10 protein-coding genes are annotated in these 17,945 nt (G+C 62.6%); 5 read left to right on the forward strand and 5 right to left on the reverse strand.

Features of this window, described 5'->3' with window-relative positions:
* The first annotated feature begins 27 nt into the window (after positions 1-27).
* Positions 28-1,281: a tyrosine--tRNA ligase gene (gene tyrS / locus V6L75_RS02550; protein ID WP_334249940.1), complete on the forward strand. Its 1,254-nt coding sequence runs from the start codon at positions 28-30 to the stop codon at positions 1,279-1,281.
* A gap of 98 nt (positions 1,282-1,379) precedes the next feature.
* On the opposite strand, the gene V6L75_RS02555 is transcribed toward tyrS, so the two are convergent.
* Positions 1,380-4,616 (reverse strand): AsmA-like C-terminal region-containing protein, encoded by a 3,237-nt coding sequence (locus V6L75_RS02555; protein ID WP_334249941.1) that lies wholly within the window; start codon positions 4,614-4,616, stop codon positions 1,380-1,382.
* 219 nt (positions 4,617-4,835) lie between these two features.
* Between V6L75_RS02555 and bcp the strand changes: the two genes are divergently transcribed.
* The 3 genes from bcp (at position 4,836) to V6L75_RS02570 (ending at position 7,685) form a co-directional block, all read left to right on the forward strand.
* Positions 4,836-5,303, forward strand: coding sequence for a thioredoxin-dependent thiol peroxidase (bcp, locus tag V6L75_RS02560; RefSeq protein WP_334249942.1), 468 nt, complete (start codon positions 4,836-4,838; stop codon positions 5,301-5,303).
* Between the two features lie 69 nt (positions 5,304-5,372).
* Positions 5,373-6,209 carry a ferritin-like domain-containing protein gene (locus tag V6L75_RS02565; protein ID WP_334249943.1) on the forward strand — a complete coding sequence of 279 codons (837 nt, stop codon included), beginning with the start codon at positions 5,373-5,375 and terminating at the stop codon, positions 6,207-6,209.
* A 120-nt stretch (positions 6,210-6,329) separates the two neighbouring features.
* Complete coding sequence (locus V6L75_RS02570) at positions 6,330-7,685, forward strand: M23 family metallopeptidase (protein ID WP_334249944.1); 1,356 nt, start codon at positions 6,330-6,332, stop codon at positions 7,683-7,685.
* A gap of 82 nt (positions 7,686-7,767) precedes the next feature.
* On the opposite strand, the gene prfB is transcribed toward V6L75_RS02570, so the two are convergent.
* From prfB to V6L75_RS02585, 3 genes are all read right to left on the reverse strand, one after another.
* A protein-coding gene (prfB, locus tag V6L75_RS02575) for a peptide chain release factor 2 (protein WP_334249945.1) occupies positions 7,768-8,899 on the reverse strand; the annotation gives its coding sequence in 2 pieces (ribosomal slippage) (positions 7,768-8,829 and positions 8,831-8,899; 1,131 coding nt in all).
* A 139-nt stretch (positions 8,900-9,038) separates the two neighbouring features.
* On the reverse strand, positions 9,039-11,489 hold the full coding sequence (locus V6L75_RS02580) for a penicillin-binding protein 1A (protein ID WP_334249946.1): 2,451 nt from the start codon (positions 11,487-11,489) through the stop codon (positions 9,039-9,041).
* A gap of 171 nt (positions 11,490-11,660) precedes the next feature.
* The gene (locus tag V6L75_RS02585; RefSeq protein WP_334249947.1) at positions 11,661-12,992 is read right to left on the reverse strand and encodes an N-acetylmuramoyl-L-alanine amidase; all 1,332 of its coding nucleotides are present in this window, start codon (positions 12,990-12,992) and stop codon (positions 11,661-11,663) included.
* Positions 12,993-13,872: 880 nt separating this feature from the next.
* On the opposite strand from V6L75_RS02585, the gene V6L75_RS02590 reads away from it, so the two are divergent.
* On the forward strand, positions 13,873-16,524 hold the full coding sequence (locus V6L75_RS02590) for an Rne/Rng family ribonuclease (RefSeq protein ID WP_334249948.1): 2,652 nt from the start codon (positions 13,873-13,875) through the stop codon (positions 16,522-16,524).
* 103 nt (positions 16,525-16,627) lie between these two features.
* On the opposite strand, the gene V6L75_RS02595 is transcribed toward V6L75_RS02590, so the two are convergent.
* Positions 16,628-17,812 (reverse strand): aminotransferase class I/II-fold pyridoxal phosphate-dependent enzyme, encoded by a 1,185-nt coding sequence (locus V6L75_RS02595; protein WP_425498659.1) that lies wholly within the window; start codon positions 17,810-17,812, stop codon positions 16,628-16,630.
* Between the last annotated feature and the right edge of the window lie 133 nt (positions 17,813-17,945).

Consider the following 17,945-nt stretch of genomic DNA (forward strand, 5'->3'; position numbering starts at 1 on the left):
CGAACATCCAGCGCGTGGAAACGTTACATGAGCGAGTACAAGTCCGGTTTTCTGAAGGTTCTCAACGAGCGCGGCTTCATTCACCAGATGTCCGATGCGGAGGGCCTCGACAAGCTGCTCTCGACCGAGACCGTGACCGCCTATATCGGCTTTGACTGCACGGCGCCGAGCCTCCACGCCGGGTCGCTTGTGACCATCATGATGCTCTACTGGCTGCAGCAGACCGGCCACCGCCCGATCGCGCTGATGGGCTCTGGCACCACCCGCGTCGGAGATCCAACCGGCAAGGACGAAAGCCGCAAGATCCTTTCCGACGAGGATATCGAGACGAACAAGGCCGGTATCCGCAAGATCTTCGACCGGCTCCTCACCTTCGGTGACGGCCCTAAGGACGCCATCATGCTGGACAATGCGGACTGGCTGATGAAGCTGAACTATGTGGAGTTTCTGCGCGACATTGGCCGCCATTTCTCGGTCAACCAGATGATCCAGCGCGACAGCGTGCGCCTGCGGCTTGAGCGTGAGCAGCACCTGTCCTTCCTGGAATTCAACTACATGCTGCTGCAGGGCTACGACTATCTGGAAATCTATCAGCAGACCGGCTGCCGCCTGCAGATGGGCGGCTCCGACCAGTGGTCCAACATTCTCTCCGGCGTGGATCTGGTGCGCCGCAAGGCTGGCGTGGAGGCCTTCGCCCTCACAGCCCCACTGCTGACCACCGCGTCTGGCGCAAAGATGGGCAAGACAGCCGCAGGCGCCGTGTGGCTCAATGCAGAGCAGCTCTCGCCCTATGACTACTGGCAGTACTGGCGCAACACCGAAGACGCGGATGTGGAGCGCTTCCTGAAGCTTTTCACCGTGCTGCCGCTGGAGGAGATTGCCCGCCTTGCAGCGCTGCAGGGCGCGGAGATCAACGAAGCCAAGAAGGTTCTTGCCACCGAAGCCACCGCCATGATCCATGGCCGCGAAACTGCTGAGGCGGCCGCCGAGACCGCCCGCCGCGCCTTTGAGGAAGGCCAGACGGCCGAGGGCCTGCCTACAGTGGAGCTGCCGCAGGGCGAGCTGGAAGCCGGTCTCGGCGTGCTGGCTGCCTTCGTCCGTGCAGGCCTGTGCGCCTCCAACGGCGAAGCCCGCCGCAACATCACGGGCGGCGCGCTGAAGGTAAATGACGAGACAGTCACCGACGACAAGCGCAGCCTGTCCATGGCGGACATCACCGGCGAGGGCGTGATCAAGCTTTCCATGGGCAAGAAGAAGCACGTGCTGCTGCGCCCGGCCTGATCCGCCGCTGCCTGACATTCAGCAAGGCCCGGCCCGAAAGGTCCGGGCCTTTCGTTTATGCGCTGACTATGTGCCGGGATCCGTCAGGGGCCCTGCGCTCACCGGAACTCGAACATCTTGCGGAAGATGCCTGGCGCGATGGCCGAGACCGGGTTCACTGACAACTGCGGGGCGCTGATGGGGCCAGCCAGGCGGTAGGTCACACCAAAGAGCCCCTCGTCCGAACCACCGCCGAGGGCAAAGCCGAGCAGCGGGATCTTGCTGAACAGGTTGTTGAGTGCAAAGACCGGCACATAGGTTCCCGTCAGCGCGAGTGTCCGCTGGCTGAGATCGACCTCACCCGTCACCGTTCCACCGACGACGGCGCCCTGCATCAGGCCTTCCTCGACCTTGATGATTTCGCCATTGCGGGAAAAGCGCAGATCAAGGCGGTCAAACGAAGCCTCACCCGCACGCACTGACTGGGAGATCACCACCGCGCCGCTTTCATTCCGCGCTGAAACGGGTAATTCGGCCAGTTTCCGGATCGCAGGGTCTTCCGTGATCGACAGATTGCGAACGCCGAACGTGCCAAACCATTGCGACTCCTCCGGCATGGAAATCAGCAAGGTACCAGTCCCCCCGCGCATGCGCGGATAGACGTCAAGGAAACGCAGCACCGCGCCCGTATCGGCGAAGTCACCGCTGGCAGCACGCGTGTCCCCCTTGCCACTGAGCTCGAAACGGAAGGCACCGCGGTTATTGGTGGCCCCTTTCAGGGTGAGGCTGCCAATGCCCTCCGGGCCTCCGGTTACCTTCCCATCCACATCTGTCGCCACAACCCCGTTGAAGCCCTGAAGACGGCCAGCCTTGATGACAATGTCGTAGACTGTCTTGTCCTTGGCATCAGATCCACCCTTCTTGTCGAGCAGGGCCTTGATCAGCCCGCGCGCGTCGAACTGGGCGCCGTTGAAAACCACCTTGTACTGGTTACGGCGCTGCTGGGTGACCTTTAGCGAGGCCGAATCTCCGGGCCTGATCTGGAAGCCGGCAAAATCGGCCTCGCGGAAGCCGCCATCCTTGCCAAGAACCACCTCACCTCCGACGGCCACGCCATCGGAGGTCAGCTTGAAATCCCTCAGCCGCCTGGTGTCGCCCTGCTCGCTCAGGATGAAGCTAGCCCTGGCCGCTACGCCAGGCCCCTTTTCCCAGCCAATCTGCTCCAGCTTGACCGTGGCATCCGTCAGATCAATGTCAAAGGACTGCCCATCCGGCGTGCCGGCAAGCTTCAGCACCATCTGCCCGCTGACCAGGGAGCCCAGGTCAATGCCCCGCTTGCCGAGCTCTTCCGCAGAGACTTTCAGCTCGACATCCTGACGCCGCTCACCCTGGCCTTCCTCCACCGGAACGAGCATATCAATGTTGGCTTCCAGCCCGTCGATACGGCCCTTGCCCTTGACCGCGACTTCCCTTGGATCCGCTTCAATGACAACATCTGCACCGGAAATCTTATGCCCGCGCACTGGCTGGGTGGAGGAAAATCCGTTCAGCCGGGCCGCTGCCGTCCAGTCCACATCGGCGACCGCAATGGAAAGCCGCAATGGAAAGTTTGCTTTCACATCGAGCTCTCCGGTGCCGCCGAAGGTTCCCCCCGACATCTGCGCCTTGTCGAGCGCGCGAAATGGCGGCCGGTTGATCAAAGTACCCAGATCCTGCGCCTCACCTGCAAATTTCAGCGAAATATCGGCCGGCTTGATGCTGCGCAGCGCCAGTTGCCGGATCGTGAAGGTCCCCTCCGGAACGTCAACCGGCTTGGCAACGCCCTCGACGATCCTGCCATTCCGTCCGGAAACAGTCAGAACCTCGTTGTCGATCGTAATCGTCCCATCAAGCCCGGTGATCGGCGGCAAGGTATCGAGCGGCGCTACATCCACGTCATAGAACGTCAGGTCCAGCCGGACATCGTCTTCCCCCCAACCCGGATCCGGATGGTGCTCGTCAAAGGCAGGCGGACGGATCGACACGTCGATGCTGGCTTCGCGGATGAGACCCGACAGCATGTGCTTGCTGATCCAGGCCCGCGCCGGCGGCGTCAGGGTGATCGGCCAGATCTGCTTCAACAGGGCGACAGGCATGGCGTTGACCTGGACCGCCAGCGCCAGATAGGGACCATCGTCCTTAAGGTCTACAGTGCCAACGGCACTGAGGCTTGCAGGCCCTGACTGCACCTGCGCCCTGTCGATATAGAGGCTGCGTGCGACTGGATCATACTGAGCCTGGAGATGCACCCGCTCTGCCATGATCGGGTCTTCCTGCACGTCTTGCGACCCGAAAACCGGATTATCCGCCCCCAGCAGGATCTTCCAATTCGGATGTCCGGCGGCAGGCGGCGTTACCCTGCCGTCAAAGTTGATGCGCGTGTTGCCCCGCACCACATGGGACGGCAACACCCGAATCCGCGGATCCTCTCCCTGCCATGCAAGACCAACCGCCACCTCATCATACCGGATCGTCGTGGTACCGATCTGGAACCACCCATCCACGGCACGCCCGACCAAAGTTGCCTGGCCGAAGACACCATCCTTGTCCAGCGTCGCTCCGAACTGAAGCTCGAGCGGCAAACCAAGGCCACGGCCAGAACGCACCTGCTCGTTCAGCGGCAAGAGTTCGGCCAGCGACACATCCTTGACGTAGAGACCCAGCTCTCTGGAGCCGGTTTCCGCATTCGTGCCGCGCCGCAGGGCCAGCTGCCAGGCGCCCATACGCCCCTCGACCGTACTCTCGGCATAGATCGCGCCCGATGCATCGCGTCCCAGAGAAGCATCGATATTGTCGATAAGGCGCGGGGTTGGCCCGGAAATTTCAAGACGCCCGTCCCGGACGCGGATCAAATCAAGGCTGCGGCGGCTCAGTTCCTCGTCAACCAGAAGCGCAATCCGGTCAACAGCTTCCATCAGGCTGTTCATTTCCGGCATCAGTGCGGGCCCATCACCGCCTTCCAGTGTGATCCGCGGGCGCTCGATGTCGAGACTGCGAAACTTCACCTCGCCGGTCAGCAGGGGAGCAAACTGCAGAACGGCTTCGGTGCGCGGCAGGAGAATCCGGCTTTCGACCTCCCCCCTGATCGTGACACCGGCGTCATCAATCACCACCTGCGGGCCGCTGGCTGCAAAAAGGTCCAGCCGCACCGAGCCGACCGAGACATCGGCATTGACCACCCTGGCGCGGGCTTCCACCAGTTCCCGCGCGAAAGGAATGGTGACGGGTCCCCAGTAGAGCCGCCCGATCAGCCCAGCAGCGGCGGCCAGCGCCAGAATGCAAAGAAATCCGCAGGCGCGCGCAAGCCTCCGCCCCAATCCAGACCGGCGTCCTTTCCGTATAAAAGGGGCTTTCTGCGGTTCTTGCGGCGGAGACAGCGGTCAGGGTCCTTTCATTTTTTGTCTCGGAACTGCGAATCCTCCGATCCGCTGTGTTACGTCATTATGCAACAAAGCCAGCCGCGAGGCGCGCCTCAAGCACCGACAACTGAATACCGTTCCGGATAAATCCACCGACTATGACAAGAGGAAGGCAGCATGACCGATTTGGCAATTTCAGCCCCCGCACCCGACGTGGACCTGATGCTCGGCGATGATCAGACCGTGAAGCTCTCGAGCCTGCAAGGGAGCCCCGTTGTGATCTATTTCTACCCAAAGGCCGACACCCCCGCCTGCACCGAAGAGTGCATTGCCTTCAGCCAGGCCAAGGCGCAGTTCGAAGCGCTTGGCGCAAAGGTCATCGGCATTTCGCCGGATCCTGTTGCCAAGAACGCCAAGTTCAAGGGCAAGCACGGACTGACCGTCGACATCGCGTCTGATCCGGACACCGCCGTCTGCCAGGCTTTTGGCGTGTGGGTGGAAAAGTCCATGTATGGCAAGACCTACATGGGTGTGGAGCGCAGCACCTTCCTTGTTGCAGCCGACGGCAAGATCGCCCAGATCTGGCGCAAGGTGAAGGTAAAGGGCCACGTCGACGCCGTGCTTGAGGCAGTGCGCGGGCTCTGACCGCAGGTTCGCGGGGGCGGCACATCCGGCGCCCCCGCCTCTTGCGGATGCTGAAGGGGCTTTTCGGGCATGAGCGGCATATTTCCATCCCCGGCGCTGGACACGCTGGCCGGGCGCGCCAACGCCATCGTGCGCACGCCGGATCTTTCCGAAAAGGTCCGCCTTGCCTATGAGACCGCCAAGCTCTGGTATGCCCGCAGCCTTGCTCTTGGCTCGCCATCCGCGTCCGCCCAGATGCCGGACCGGCCCGGCCGCCCGGAGCGTCCGGTGCTTCTGGCCCCGCGCGACATGCCCAAGCGCAGCATTGGCGGGGAAGCTGGCAGGATCGCCCTGCTGCATTCGCTGGCCCATATCGAACTCAATGCAGTGGACCTGACCTGGGACATCATTGGCCGCTTCGTGCATGTGCCGATGCCCCGCTCCTACTACGACGACTGGGTGCGCGTCGGGCTTGAGGAGGCCAAGCACTTCAGCATGCTGGAGGAGCGGCTGCAGGAACTCGGCGCTGCCTATGGCGACCTGCCCGCCCATGACGGGCTTTGGCAAGCCGCGCAGGCCACCGGGCATGACCTGACCGCACGGCTTGCTGTCATTCCGCTGGTGCTGGAGGCCCGCGGCCTCGACATCACTCCGCCAATGATCGAGAAGGCTGCCGCCCTCGGCGACCATGCGACAGCGCGCATCCTCGGCATCATCTACCGGGATGAGAAGAATCATGTCGCTTTCGGCGCCAAATGGTTCCGTTTCCTGTGCGACCGTCATGGCGAGAGGCCCGAACCGCGCTTCCATGAACTGGTGCGCACCCATTTCAGAGGCCCGCTGAAGCCGCCCTTCAACGACCGGGCGCGCTCCGAAGCGGGTCTGACGCCAGGGTTTTACCGCCCCCTCGTCAAGCTCGCTCCCTGAACAAATCAGTTTCAGCGGCCCAAGCGTGAACAGCAAGAAAGGTGTTTGTTAACCTTAACCGTTTCTAATGATTCCTGACCGGGGCAGAACTCGCCCCCTTCCGGATGCATGGAAAACGGCATGTCAGACTTTCCTTCAAGAGCCCGTCGAGGGTTCGGCAAGCGCAAGGCACTGCATCAGGTCACCATCACGACCGGCGAACGCACCCGGACTTTCACCGTGCGCCCCTGGCTGGCCGCAGGCTCCTGCCTCACTCTCGGCCTCTTCATCACCGGCTACATGGCCGCCGCCGCCTATTTCGTGATGCGCGACGACCTGATCGAGAACCGCCTCACCCAGCGCACGCAGGAAGCTGCAGTTTACGAGAACCGCATCGCCTATCTCCGTGCCGAGATCGACCGCCTGACCAGCAGTCAGATGTATGAGCGCCGCTCTGTCGAAGGCATGATCGATACACTGCTCCAGCGGCAGAACGAGCTTCTGGACCAGCATGGCAAGGTCGCAGCACTCCTCGACAAGGCCGCCCGCAGCGGGCTCGATGTGGTTTCCGGGCCGGCAATTCCCACGGCCAAACCGGAACAACTCTCGGATACCGGGACCTCCAGCAGCCTTCTGGCCATTGGCGGCCCCGAGGCTCCCCTGGAGAACCCCTTCGCGGCACTCGGGCTGCGCGGCAGCAGCGAAAACGGCCTGCTGGACAGCCCTCTTTCCGCCTACGCTCCCCCGCCAGCATCACAGGATAGCCTGACGGCCAAGCCTCTGCCGAAGCTGGAAGCTCCGCGTGACGATCTTCTGGGCATCGGCGCCGCATTGGACCGGATCAGCGAGGAAAGCAACGCCGCACTGGATGCAGTGACGCTTGCAGCCGAGCACGAGACCAGCCAGCTGGCCGCAGCTGTCCGCCCTCTGGGCTACCGCGTCAGCGATCTTGCCGGCAGCATGGAAGCCACCGGCGGGCCCTATGTGCCGCTTGCCGCTGCAACCCTGGACGACAAGATCGAGCGCGCCGAATCCGCTCTCGATCTGCGCAACAAGGTCCGCCAGTCCATCGGCACCATTCCGCTTGCCCGCCCCATCGCGGCAGCACAGATCACCAGTGATTTCGGCCCCCGCATTGATCCATTCCTGGGTGGCCTTGCCATGCACACCGGCATTGACTTCCGCGCACCTTACGGCACGCCTGTGCGCGCCACGGCTCCGGGCACGGTCATTACCGCCTCCTATCAGGGCGGCTATGGGCGGCTGGTGGAAGTCGAGCATCCTGACGGGCACCTGACCCGCTATGCCCACATGAGTGCCATTACCGTCGCCGTGGGGGATGAAGTGCGCGCAGGCGATCAGGTCGGCCGCCTCGGCAACACCGGCCGCTCCACAGGCCCGCATCTCCACTATGAAGTGCGGCGGGACGATGAGGCTCTTGATCCCATGACCTTCGTCCGCACCGGAGACAAGGTTTCCAAGCTGCTGAAGCGCTAGTTCCGCTTGTTTGCAAAGCCATAAAAAACCCCGCCGGATTGATCCCGCGGGGTTCTTCAGTCTTGCGGTCCTTGAGTTCCGCTCAGTCGATGTCCGAAACCTCGGCGTCCTTGCCGCCGAAGACGCGCTGCGCGAGAGCAGCTTCGATGAAGTCATCGATCTTGCCGTCGAGCACGTCCTGCGGCGAGGAGCTTTCAACGCCCGTGCGCAGGTCCTTGACCATCTGGTAGGGTTGCAGCACGTAGGAACGGATCTGGTGACCCCAGCCAATCGAGGTCTTGGACGAGGCTTCCGCATTGGCAGCCTCTTCTCGCTTCTGCAGTTCGGCCTCATAGAGGCGCGCCTTCAGCATGGACCAGGCGGTTGCGCGGTTCTTGTGCTGCGAGCGGTCGTTCTGGCACTGCACGACAATGCCGGTCGGAATATGTGTGATGCGCACAGCCGAGTCGGTGGTGTTGACGTGCTGGCCACCGGCACCCGAGGCACGGTAGGTGTCGATGCGGCAATCGCTTTCGTTGACCTCGATGTCGATCGAGTCATCAATCACCGGATAGACCCAGGCACTGGCAAAACTCGTGTGGCGGCGGGCCTGGCTGTCATAGGGCGAGATACGCACGAGGCGGTGCACGCCCGATTCGGTCTTCAGCTTGCCATAGGCATTCTCGCCCTTGATCAGCAGCGTCGCCGACTTGATGCCGGCTTCTTCGCCATCATGGTATTCGAGAAGCTCGACCTTGAAACCGTTGCGCTCCGCCCAGCGGCGGTACATGCGCAGCAGCATGCTGGCCCAGTCCTGGCTTTCCGTGCCGCCCGCGCCCGAGTTGATTTCCATGTAGGTGTCATTGCCGTCCGCTTCACCGGAAAGCAGCGACGCCATCTGCAGCTTCATCACCTCGGCCTTGAGGCCGCGCATCGCCGTCTCGGCTTCCTCGACCACGTCCTTGTCGCCATCGGCGGTGCCAAGCTCGATCAGCTCGATGTTGTCGGCAAGTTCCGATTCAAGGCGGCGCACACCCGTAATGCCATCTTCAAGCTGCTGACGCTCACGCATGAGCTTCTGCGCCTTGGACGGGTCATTCCACAGCGTGGGGTCTTCGGACAGGGCGTTCAGTTCATCCAGACGGACCAGAGCGTGATCCCAGTCAAAGATGCCTCCTCAGCAGGCTTATGGCCTGCTTGATTTCGTCGACGATGCCTTCCATCTCGGCGCGCATCGGATACCTCTCAAAGCTAACTCAGGAATGTCGCGGCCACCGCCTCGTTGCCGGGGCAGTGGCCGCAAATCGGGGCGGAGACTAACGGCGCAGGCAAGCCATGTAAACAGCTAGCCGCGCAGGCAGATCTCCGGAAGGGTCAATAAAGCCCGCCTGTGCCGGTCATCACGGCAGCGCCAGCTTCCGGCGAAACGGTGCGCGGCACGCCCATCTCGTCCTCAAAGCCGATGACCGAGTAAGTGTCCGGCGGGGCGGTGCCCGGCTTGAAGGACTCCAGAATGGTTCCTTCGGCCCCGGCAACCGCACGCATGCCGGTTTGCCGGTTGATCGGGATCAGCTGCAGGCCTTTCGGCACACGGAACTCGACCGGCGGGCTTCCAGCCAGCGCTTCCTTCATGAATTCGGTGAAGATCGGCGCAGCAACAAGACCGCCTGTCGCACCGCGCCCCATCGGCCGCGGCTGGTCGTAGCCGATGAAGACGCCGACTGCGAGATCCGGCGTGTAGCCGACGAACCAGGCATCCTTTTCCTCGTTGGTGGTGCCGGTCTTGCCGGCAACCGGGCGGCCAACCGCACGAACGCTCGTGGCCGTGCCGCGCTGAACCACGCCTTCCATCATCGAGGTGATCTGATAGGCGGTCATCGGATCGAGCACCTGCTCACGCTCGTCAATCAGCTCGGGCTCGGCCTGGCCGGTCCAGTCATTGGCGTCACATGTTTCGCAAATGCGGCTGTCATGCTTGAAGATTGTACGCCCGTAACGGTCCTGAATACGGTCAATCAGCGTCGGGGTCACCTTGCGTCCGCCATTGGCCAGGATCGAATAGGCCGTGACCATACGCAGCACTGTGGTTTCGCCTGCCCCCAGGGACATGGAGAGAACCGGCATCATGTTGTCATAGACGCCGAACCGCTTGGCATATTCAGCGACCAGCGGCATGCCCATGTCCTGCGCAAGCCGGATGGTCATCAGGTTACGTGACAGTTCGATGCCCGTGCGCAGCGTCGAGGGGCCATAGAACTTGCCTCCGTAGTTTTGCGGACGCCAGGTTTCCTGGCCCGCCTGCGCCAGCTCGATGGGCGCATCCAGCACCACGCTGGAGGGGGTGTAACCATTGTCGAGTGCGGCAGCATAAACGAACGGTTTGAAGGACGAGCCCGGCTGGCGCCAGGCCTGCGTCGCACGGTTGAACTCGCTCTGGGCGAAGCTGAAGCCCCCCACCAGCGCCAGCACACGTCCGGTGAACGGATCCATTGCTACCAGGGCGCCGGAGACTTTCGGAATCTGGCGCAGCGCGTAGCGGCTGCCATCCTTGGGGATCTCCACATAGACCACGTCGCCCTGCTTCAGCACATCGCTGACCGCAGCCGGGGCGCGCCCGCCGACGCGTGCCCACTTCATGTCCTCAAGCTGCAGCGTGGCCGTCTCACGGTCCGGCTCAAGTGCACCACTGACAAGCCTGCGTGGCTGGAGCCCGACTTCCGCAGACCCCTGTCCCGCTTCAAGAACCACTGCAAGGCGCCATTCGGGCAGATCCGAGAAAGCCTCGACCTTGCCCAGTTCAACACCCCAGTCACCTGTAACGGGGATCGTCGTCACTGGCCCGCGCCAGCCGCCGCCGCGCTTCTGATCGAAATCCAGCAGACCGTTCATCAGCACCTTGCGGGCCGTTACCTGCATTTTCGGGTCCAGAGTGGACCGTACGGAGAGACCGCCCTCATAAAGGCTGTTCTCGCCATAGATCGAGGCCACCTGACGCCGGACTTCCTCGGTAAAGTACTCGGCCGCAAACAGCTGCGAGCCGGTTTCACGCGGCTTCACGGTCAGGGGCTTTGCCTTGGCGACCTCGGCGTCAGCCGCGCTGACATAGCCGTTCTCGACCATACGGTCGATCACCCAGTTGCGGCGCTCGATAGCGCGCTCACGGCCCCGGAAAGGATGGTAGTTGTTCGGTGCCTTGGGCAATGCTGCCAGATAGGCAACTTCCTCAAGGCTCAGCTCATGCACCGACTTGTCGAAATAGACAAGCGAAGCGGCAGCCACGCCATAAGCGCCGAGGCCGAGGTAGATCTCGTTGAGATAGAGCTCGAGGATCTCGTCCTTGGTGTAGGCCTGCTCGATGCGCAGCGACAGGATCGCTTCCTTGATCTTGCGGTCCACCGACAGCTCGTTGGTCAGCAGAAAGTTCTTGGCAACCTGCTGCGTGATCGTCGAGGCGCCTTCAGGGCGGCGGCCGGAACCGAAATTCTGCACGAAACGGACCGCGGCACGGGCAATGCCTTCAGGGTCGATGCCGACGTGGCTGTAGAAATTCTTGTCCTCTGCCGAGATATAGGCTTGCTTCAGCATGTCCGGCATGGCCTGGATCGGCAGGAAGAGGCGCCTCTGCTTGGCATATTCGGCCATCAGGCTCCCGTCGGCGGCATGCACGCGGGTCATCACCGGCGGCTCATAGTTCTTCAGCGCCGTGTAATCCGGAAGGTCTTCGGCCAGCTTCTCCAGATAGATCCAGACACCAGCCGCGACCACCAGCCCGAGCACCGCACCGATGCCGAACAGATAACCGAAGAACTTGATCAGAAATTTCATGCCTTGGGCTCGCTTCTTCCCGGCCAGACTACTGCTGCCGGTCCCCTACCATATTCCGGGCAGGCTGGACACAGGAGCGGAGAGAAATCGGGGTTTACCTCGGGACTTTAGTCGTCGAGCAATATGGCGATGCTGAGGCATCGGCAAGCACTGGCGGGCGCTACGCGGCAATTACTTTGTTGTTGTCCCCGCCGTTGTCGCCTCAGCCGCGCCTTTGTCCATTGCAAAGCGGGGCTGAAAGAAGGCCTCGATTGCGTCGGCAACAGCCGTTGCCGTCCGCTCGCGCCACTCCGGCGAGATCAGCAATTTTTCGTCCTGTTCGTTGGAAAGATACCCGAGTTCCACGAGTACAGAGGGCACATCATGGGCCTTCAGAACCATAAAGCCGGCAGAGCGCTGCGGATTGTTGATCAGCTTCACCGCGCTTCTCAGCTCTTCCACGAGGATCTTGGAGAAGTGGCTTGAAAAGATTTTGGTTTCCCGTCTGGCAAGGTCCACCAGAATATCTGCAACCTCGGCAGGCTCTTCGCTCAGTTCCACGCCGGCGAGCACGTCAGAGAAGTTTTCCGAGGCCGCAATCTGGGCTGCCAGCGCGTCCGACGCCCGCTCCGAGAGCGTATAGACAGTGGCGCCGCGCACCTCCTCTTTATAGTCGCGCACCGAGTCCGCGTGGATCGACACCAGAAGATCGGCATTATAGCTGCGGGCGATCTGCACACGCTTGCGGAGCGGGATGAAAGTGTCATCCTCGCGCGTCATGTGCACCGTGTAATGCCCGGTGGCTTCCAGTTTGGCCTTGAGCGACTGCGCGAAACTGAGCACCACGGACTTCTCGAATGTGCCATGAAGGCCGATTGCGCCCGTATCAATGCCGCCATGGCCGGGATCAAGCACGACAACAGGCTTGGTTTTGCCCGCCGACGACGTCAGCTTGTCCGCCTTTGGCGCGCCAAGCTGGCCATCGGCAGAAACGGCACTCAACGGCTGATGGGTGCGCTCGGCCTCAGCAAGGAACTCCTCACGGCTGGTCTTCACAAGATCGACAACAAGCCGGGCTGGCTGATCCTCGATCGCTTCCAGCACAAAGCTCTTGTCCACCTTGGCAGGTTCGGTGAGATCCAGCACGATCCGTGCCTTACCCTTTGCGAAGACACCGTAACGCCAGCTCCTGATGAGACCCCGCCCATCCGTGCCGGAGCCTTCCGGCAGTTTGAACTCCATGGAGGGCAGATCAATGATGACCCGGTAGGGATCGGCGAGATTCGAAACGATGAAAGGCACCTGCCCCTGCAGGTCCAGAACGAATCGGGTCCGGGCCTCATCCCCGGCAATCCGGGCATCCGTGGCAGCGGAAGACAGGTCCGAGGCAACCGGCAAGGTCTCCGCCTGAACCGGAAGGCTGCAAATCGCGGCAGGCACGGCCAGAGCGGCAGCAAGCATCACCCTTGCCGCCGCACGGCGCAGTGCGGGCAGGACAAAATCCTGCAAGCCTCTGCGGGCCATGGGCGCGTTCCGCTCACGGCCTGACAGAAAGACAGGCAAACTCTGCTGCAATCTGGCTGGCAATCCTCTACTCCGGTCCTGTTTGCGGGCTCGGATGCGGCACCTGCCGCGCTCTTTAAACCCTCCGGCAGCGTCCCGTCAAAGCAGGAACCCTGACGCTATGACCCTGCCGGTGGATGGTTAACTCCGTGCTAACGGGCCTTGCCGGAGCTTGCAAGCTGGCAGAGATGATTTCCATTGCTTGCCAAGGCGCTTGCCGACCCGTAAAAGAAGAATACGGATTTCGGTTTGCAGCCGATACTGCCTCAGATGATGGAAAGAACAGTCTTTCCACATGTCTTGGCGGCTTTGCCGGACGCGCGGAGCGGAGTGGAGGCCATTTTGCCCCGGCCGCAGCGCCCGGCGTTAAGAGACGGCGAAGCATTGGGCGGTATTAGGTGTGACGGGTGCGGGCTGTCCCTGGACAGTCTGGAATTGGCCGGACCAGAAGGCAGTGAGCAGGCTACAAGCCTGCACGCTCCGCCCGAAGGGTGACCAGAGTGACCTGTCATGGTGTCAGGCCCCAAGGCCGGGCTGCATGCCCCATCCGTGAAAACAGAAGCGCCTCGCAGGCGGCCATCGGGCCTCTTGCGGCAGCACTTCGCGGTGACAACAGTTTAATCAAGGGCAGGCGTTGCCTTGAAGCACAGCGCGATGCAGGCGAAAATGACACAAACGGTGTCCCCGGTTTTGCGGGACAGCCGGTCCGCAGGCATAGACGCGCGCACGCCAGTTCTTTCGTCTTTCCATCCAAGTGACAAGAAAACGGTCTGCCGGACCTTCAGCCACGGAGCGCGTCAGCCGCGCCCCGGGCGTCCGGCTGCCGTGGAGACCTTCATCAATGGCAAACAAGATGCTGATCGACGCGGCGCACCCGGAGGAAACCCGGGTCGTCGTAGTGCGCGGCAATCGAGTTGAAGAATTCGACTTCGAGGCAGCTAACCGGAAGCAACTGCGCGGCAATATCTATCTGGCGAAGGTGACGCGGGTCGAACCCTCCCTCCAGGCCGCATTCGTGGAATACGGCGGAAACCGGCATGGTTTCCTCGCTTTCAGCGAAATCCATCCCGACTATTACCAGATCCCCGCCGCCGACAGGCTGGCACTCATTGAAGACGAGCGTCACGAGGAAGAGCGGCGCGAAGCTGCTGAAAATGCCCGTCATGCCGCACGCGAGGCTGCTGCCTCCGAAGCTGCGAAGAACGGAGACGACAGCGACGACGACGACGATCAGGACGACTCCGACAAGCCGTCCTCTGACGGCGACGATGATGCTGACCATGTTGAATCGGTCGGCGCCGAAGATGCCATGGAAGAGGTGCCGGAGCGCCGCACCCGCCAGCGCAAGCAGTACAAGATCCAGGAAGTCATCAAGCGCCGCCAGGTGCTGCTGGTTCAGGTCGTCAAGGAAGAGCGCGGCAACAAGGGCGCTGCCCTGACCACCTATCTGTCGCTCGCCGGACGTTACTCGGTGCTGATGCCGAACACGGGCCGTGGCGGCGGCATTTCCCGCAAGATCACCCAGCCTGCAGACCGCAAGCGCCTGAAGAAGATCGCCTCCGAGCTGGAGGTGCCGGAGGGCATGGGCGTCATCCTGCGCACGGCCGGCGCCAGCCGCACGAAGGCCGAGATCAAGCGCGATTTCGAATATCTGATGCGCCTGTGGGAGAACGTGCGTGACCTGACGCTGAAGTCCAGCGCGCCCTGCCTCGTCTATGAGGAAGGCAGCCTGATCAAGCGCTCGATCCGCGATCTTTACAACAAGGACATCGACGAGGTTCTTGTTGCTGGCGAAGACGGCTACCGTGAGGCCAAGGACTTCATGCGCATGCTCATGCCGAGCCATGCCAAGAACGTCCAGCCCTACCGCGAGGCCTCGCCAATCTTCACCCGTTTCGGGGTGGAGCCGCAGCTTGATGCCATGTTCTCCCCGCAGGTCACTCTGCGTTCGGGTGGCTACATCGTTATCAACCAGACGGAAGCTCTGGTTTCCATCGACGTGAACTCGGGTAAGTCCACCCGCGAGCACAATATCGAGGACACCGCCCTCCAGACGAACCTTGAAGCCGCCGAAGAAGTTTCGCGCCAGCTGCGCCTGCGCGATCTGGCCGGGCTGATCGTGATCGACTTCATCGATATGGAGGAGAACAAGAACAACCGGACGGTCGAGCGCAAGCTCAAGGACTGCCTCAAGAACGACCGCGCACGCATCCAGGTTGGCCGGATCTCCCATTTTGGCCTCATGGAAATGTCGCGTCAGCGCATCCGCACCGGTGTTCTGGAAAGCTCCACGACACCCTGCCCGCACTGCCATGGCTCGGGCATGATCCGCTCGGTCGAATCGGTTGCCCTGCATGTGCTGCGCTCGCTGGAAGACTTCCTGCTGAAGGGCGTCACCCACAATCTGATCGTGCGCACCAACACTTCCGTCGCGCTCTACATCCTCAACCAGAAGCGCCGCAACCTGGGTGACCTTGAGGCCCGTTTCGGTCTCGAGATTGCCGTAGTGGCGGATGAGGTAGGCCATGGCCAGCATTATGTGCTGGAGCGCTCGTCCCTGATCGACCGCGACAAGATCCCCCTCCCTGCCCCGCCGCAGATCCAGCCGCATATGGTCGAGATCGAAGAGATCGACGATATCGTCGAGCCGGAGGAAGAGGAAGAGGATGACGTTGAGGAGGAAGTGGAAGCTGCCTCGGCACGTCCCTCTGCCCGCGAGCAGTCCGAAGACAGCGAGCGCCGCAAGCGCCGCCGCCGCAAGCGCCGCCGCAGCCCGGAAACAGGTGGTGACCGCCAGGCTGGCCCGCGCCAGAACGAAGACGGCTCGGAGGCAGACGCTGGCGATGACGCAGAAGGCAGCGAAGGCGAAGACGGTGAAGTTTCTCAGGGCGAAGGCGCTCAGGGTGACGGCTCCGATGAGCCCAAGCGCAAGCGCCGCCGTGGCCGCCGTGGCGGCCGCCGTGGCCGCCGCAATGGTGAGCGCGAGGACGGTGAAGAGGGCAGCGACGGCGAGGAAGATGCCAACGCAGCCGCTGCTCCGGAAGATCTGACCGGTGCCGTTGAAGGGGATGACGCCGCAAACGGCGGTTCCTTTCCCGAGGCAGCCGAAGCCCCCGCTGCTGCAGAGGCTGACGCAGACGCTCCTGCCCGGGTGGAAGCAGCTCCGGCGGTGGCCGAAACGGCTGAAGAAGCCGTAACGGCCGCCCCCGAGGCAGCGCAGGAAGCACCGGCGGCAGAAGTTCCGGCGGCAGAAGCTCCGGCGGCAGAGGCGCCGGTTCTGGAAACCGTAGCCGCTGAGGCTCCAGCCGAAGCCGCCTCAGAGGTTGCCACGGCTGCCGAAGTTGAAGCGCCCGCAGAACCGGCAGCTCCGGCCCGTCCGAAGGCACCGGCAACGCCTGTCGTTACCAGCGAAACCGCCGGTGATGGCCAGGGTCCGGATGATGAAGGCAAGCCCAAGCGCTCCGGCTGGTGGCAGCGCCGCTCCTTCTTCTGATCTGCGGATCAGACACAAAAAGAACCCCTCCGGAAGGTTGCTTCCGGAGGGGTTTTGCTTTTCATCACGCCATCAGATCAGAACAGACCGGTTTCCCGCGCCCTCAGCGGCCTTTCAGCCATCCATCCAGACGCCGCACAGCCTCCGCGATATCCTCTCCGGACCCGGCGAACGAAAACCGGGTGTAGCTGGCGCCGTGCACCGGATCGAAGTCTGCGCCCGGCGTAGCGGCAACGCCGGCTTCATTCAGCATGGCGCGGGTGAAATCGAGGGAGCTTGCAGCAAAACGGCTGGTGTCGGCATAGACGTAGAACGCTCCATCCACCGGCAGAAGCCTGTCGAAACCGATCTTTGGCAGGGCCTCGAGCAGCAGCGCCCGGTTGGCGGCATATCCGGCTTTGATGACCTCCAGCTCCTCCGTTGCCTCGAAGGCCGCCGCAGCGGCGATCTGCGACAGCTCCGGCGCGGAAATGTAGAGGCTCTGCGCAATGCGCTCGGCCGGACGCACAAGGCTCTCCGGCAGCACCATCCAGCCGATGCGCCAGCCCGTCATGCAGTAATACTTGGAGAAGCTGTTGATGATGATGGCATTCTGCGAGGTCTCAAGCGCACAGGCCTGCTGACCTTCATAGACAAGCCCGTGATAGATCTCGTCCGAAATAAACCAGATGCCCGAATCGTCACAGAAGCGGGCAAGACCGGCGAGTGCGGCAGGCGTCATCATCGTGCCTGTCGGGTTGGCGGGGCTCGCCACCAGAACGCCCTTCACCGGACCATCCTTCAGCGCCGCTGCAATGTGATCCGGTGTCAGGCTCCAGCGGGTGTCCGGCCCCACCTCGATTTCCACCGGCACCAGCCCCAGCGCCTTGATGATGTTGCGGTAGGCGGGATAGCCGGGCGCCGTCAGAACGATCCGGTCACCCGGATCGAAGGCGGCAAGGAACGACAGGTTGAAGCCAGCCGATGAGCCGGTCGTCACCATGATCCGGCCTTCCGGCACCTCGACGCCATAGGCATCGCGGTAGTGGCGGGCGATGCGCTGGCGCAAGGGGGCAATGCCGCGCGCCTCCGTATAACCAAGCCGCCCGACCTCGAGCGCCTGCCGGGCAGCAGCAAGAACGGTGGACGGGGCCGGTGCTCCGGGCTGGCCCACTTCCATGTGGATGAGATGCCGGCCTTCCGCCTCAAGGGCACGCGCTGCCGACAGCACATCCATGGCGAGAAACGGGTCCACGGCACTGCGGGCGGAAGGGGCGGTCTTCTGGCTGGTCAAGGCGCAAATCCTCATGGTGGCTGTTGCCATGCGGTTTACAGCGTTGCCCTGTCTTATGCCAGCCGCCGCTTTGGCGGGGCATAGCGCCAGAGCACACCAGAGCGCGCCTGAACACACCAGAGCGTGACCGGATGCGGCGGCCCGGCCT

The sequence above is a fragment of the Pannonibacter anstelovis genome (assembly GCF_036881715.1).
Taxonomy (GTDB): Bacteria; Pseudomonadota; Alphaproteobacteria; order Rhizobiales; family Stappiaceae; genus Pannonibacter; species Pannonibacter anstelovis.

Bases quoted from the DNA above. Each gene is read 5' to 3' on its own strand.
- V6L75_RS02570 (WP_334249944.1), top strand. From the start codon at position 6,330: ATGTCAGACTTTCCTTCAAGAGCCCGTCGAGGGTTCGGCAAGCGCAAG.
- V6L75_RS02565 (WP_334249943.1), top strand. From the start codon at position 5,373: ATGAGCGGCATATTTCCATCCCCGGCGCTGGACACGCTGGCCGGGCGC.
- V6L75_RS02585 (WP_334249947.1), bottom strand. From the start codon at position 12,992: ATGGCCCGCAGAGGCTTGCAGGATTTTGTCCTGCCCGCACTGCGCCGT.
- V6L75_RS02580 (WP_334249946.1), bottom strand. From the start codon at position 11,489: ATGAAATTTCTGATCAAGTTCTTCGGTTATCTGTTCGGCATCGGTGCG.
- tyrS (WP_334249940.1), top strand. From the start codon at position 28: ATGAGCGAGTACAAGTCCGGTTTTCTGAAGGTTCTCAACGAGCGCGGC.
- V6L75_RS02590 (WP_334249948.1), top strand. From the start codon at position 13,873: ATGGCAAACAAGATGCTGATCGACGCGGCGCACCCGGAGGAAACCCGG.
- V6L75_RS02595 (WP_425498659.1), bottom strand. From the start codon at position 17,812: ATGAGGATTTGCGCCTTGACCAGCCAGAAGACCGCCCCTTCCGCCCGC.
- bcp (WP_334249942.1), top strand. From the start codon at position 4,836: ATGACCGATTTGGCAATTTCAGCCCCCGCACCCGACGTGGACCTGATG.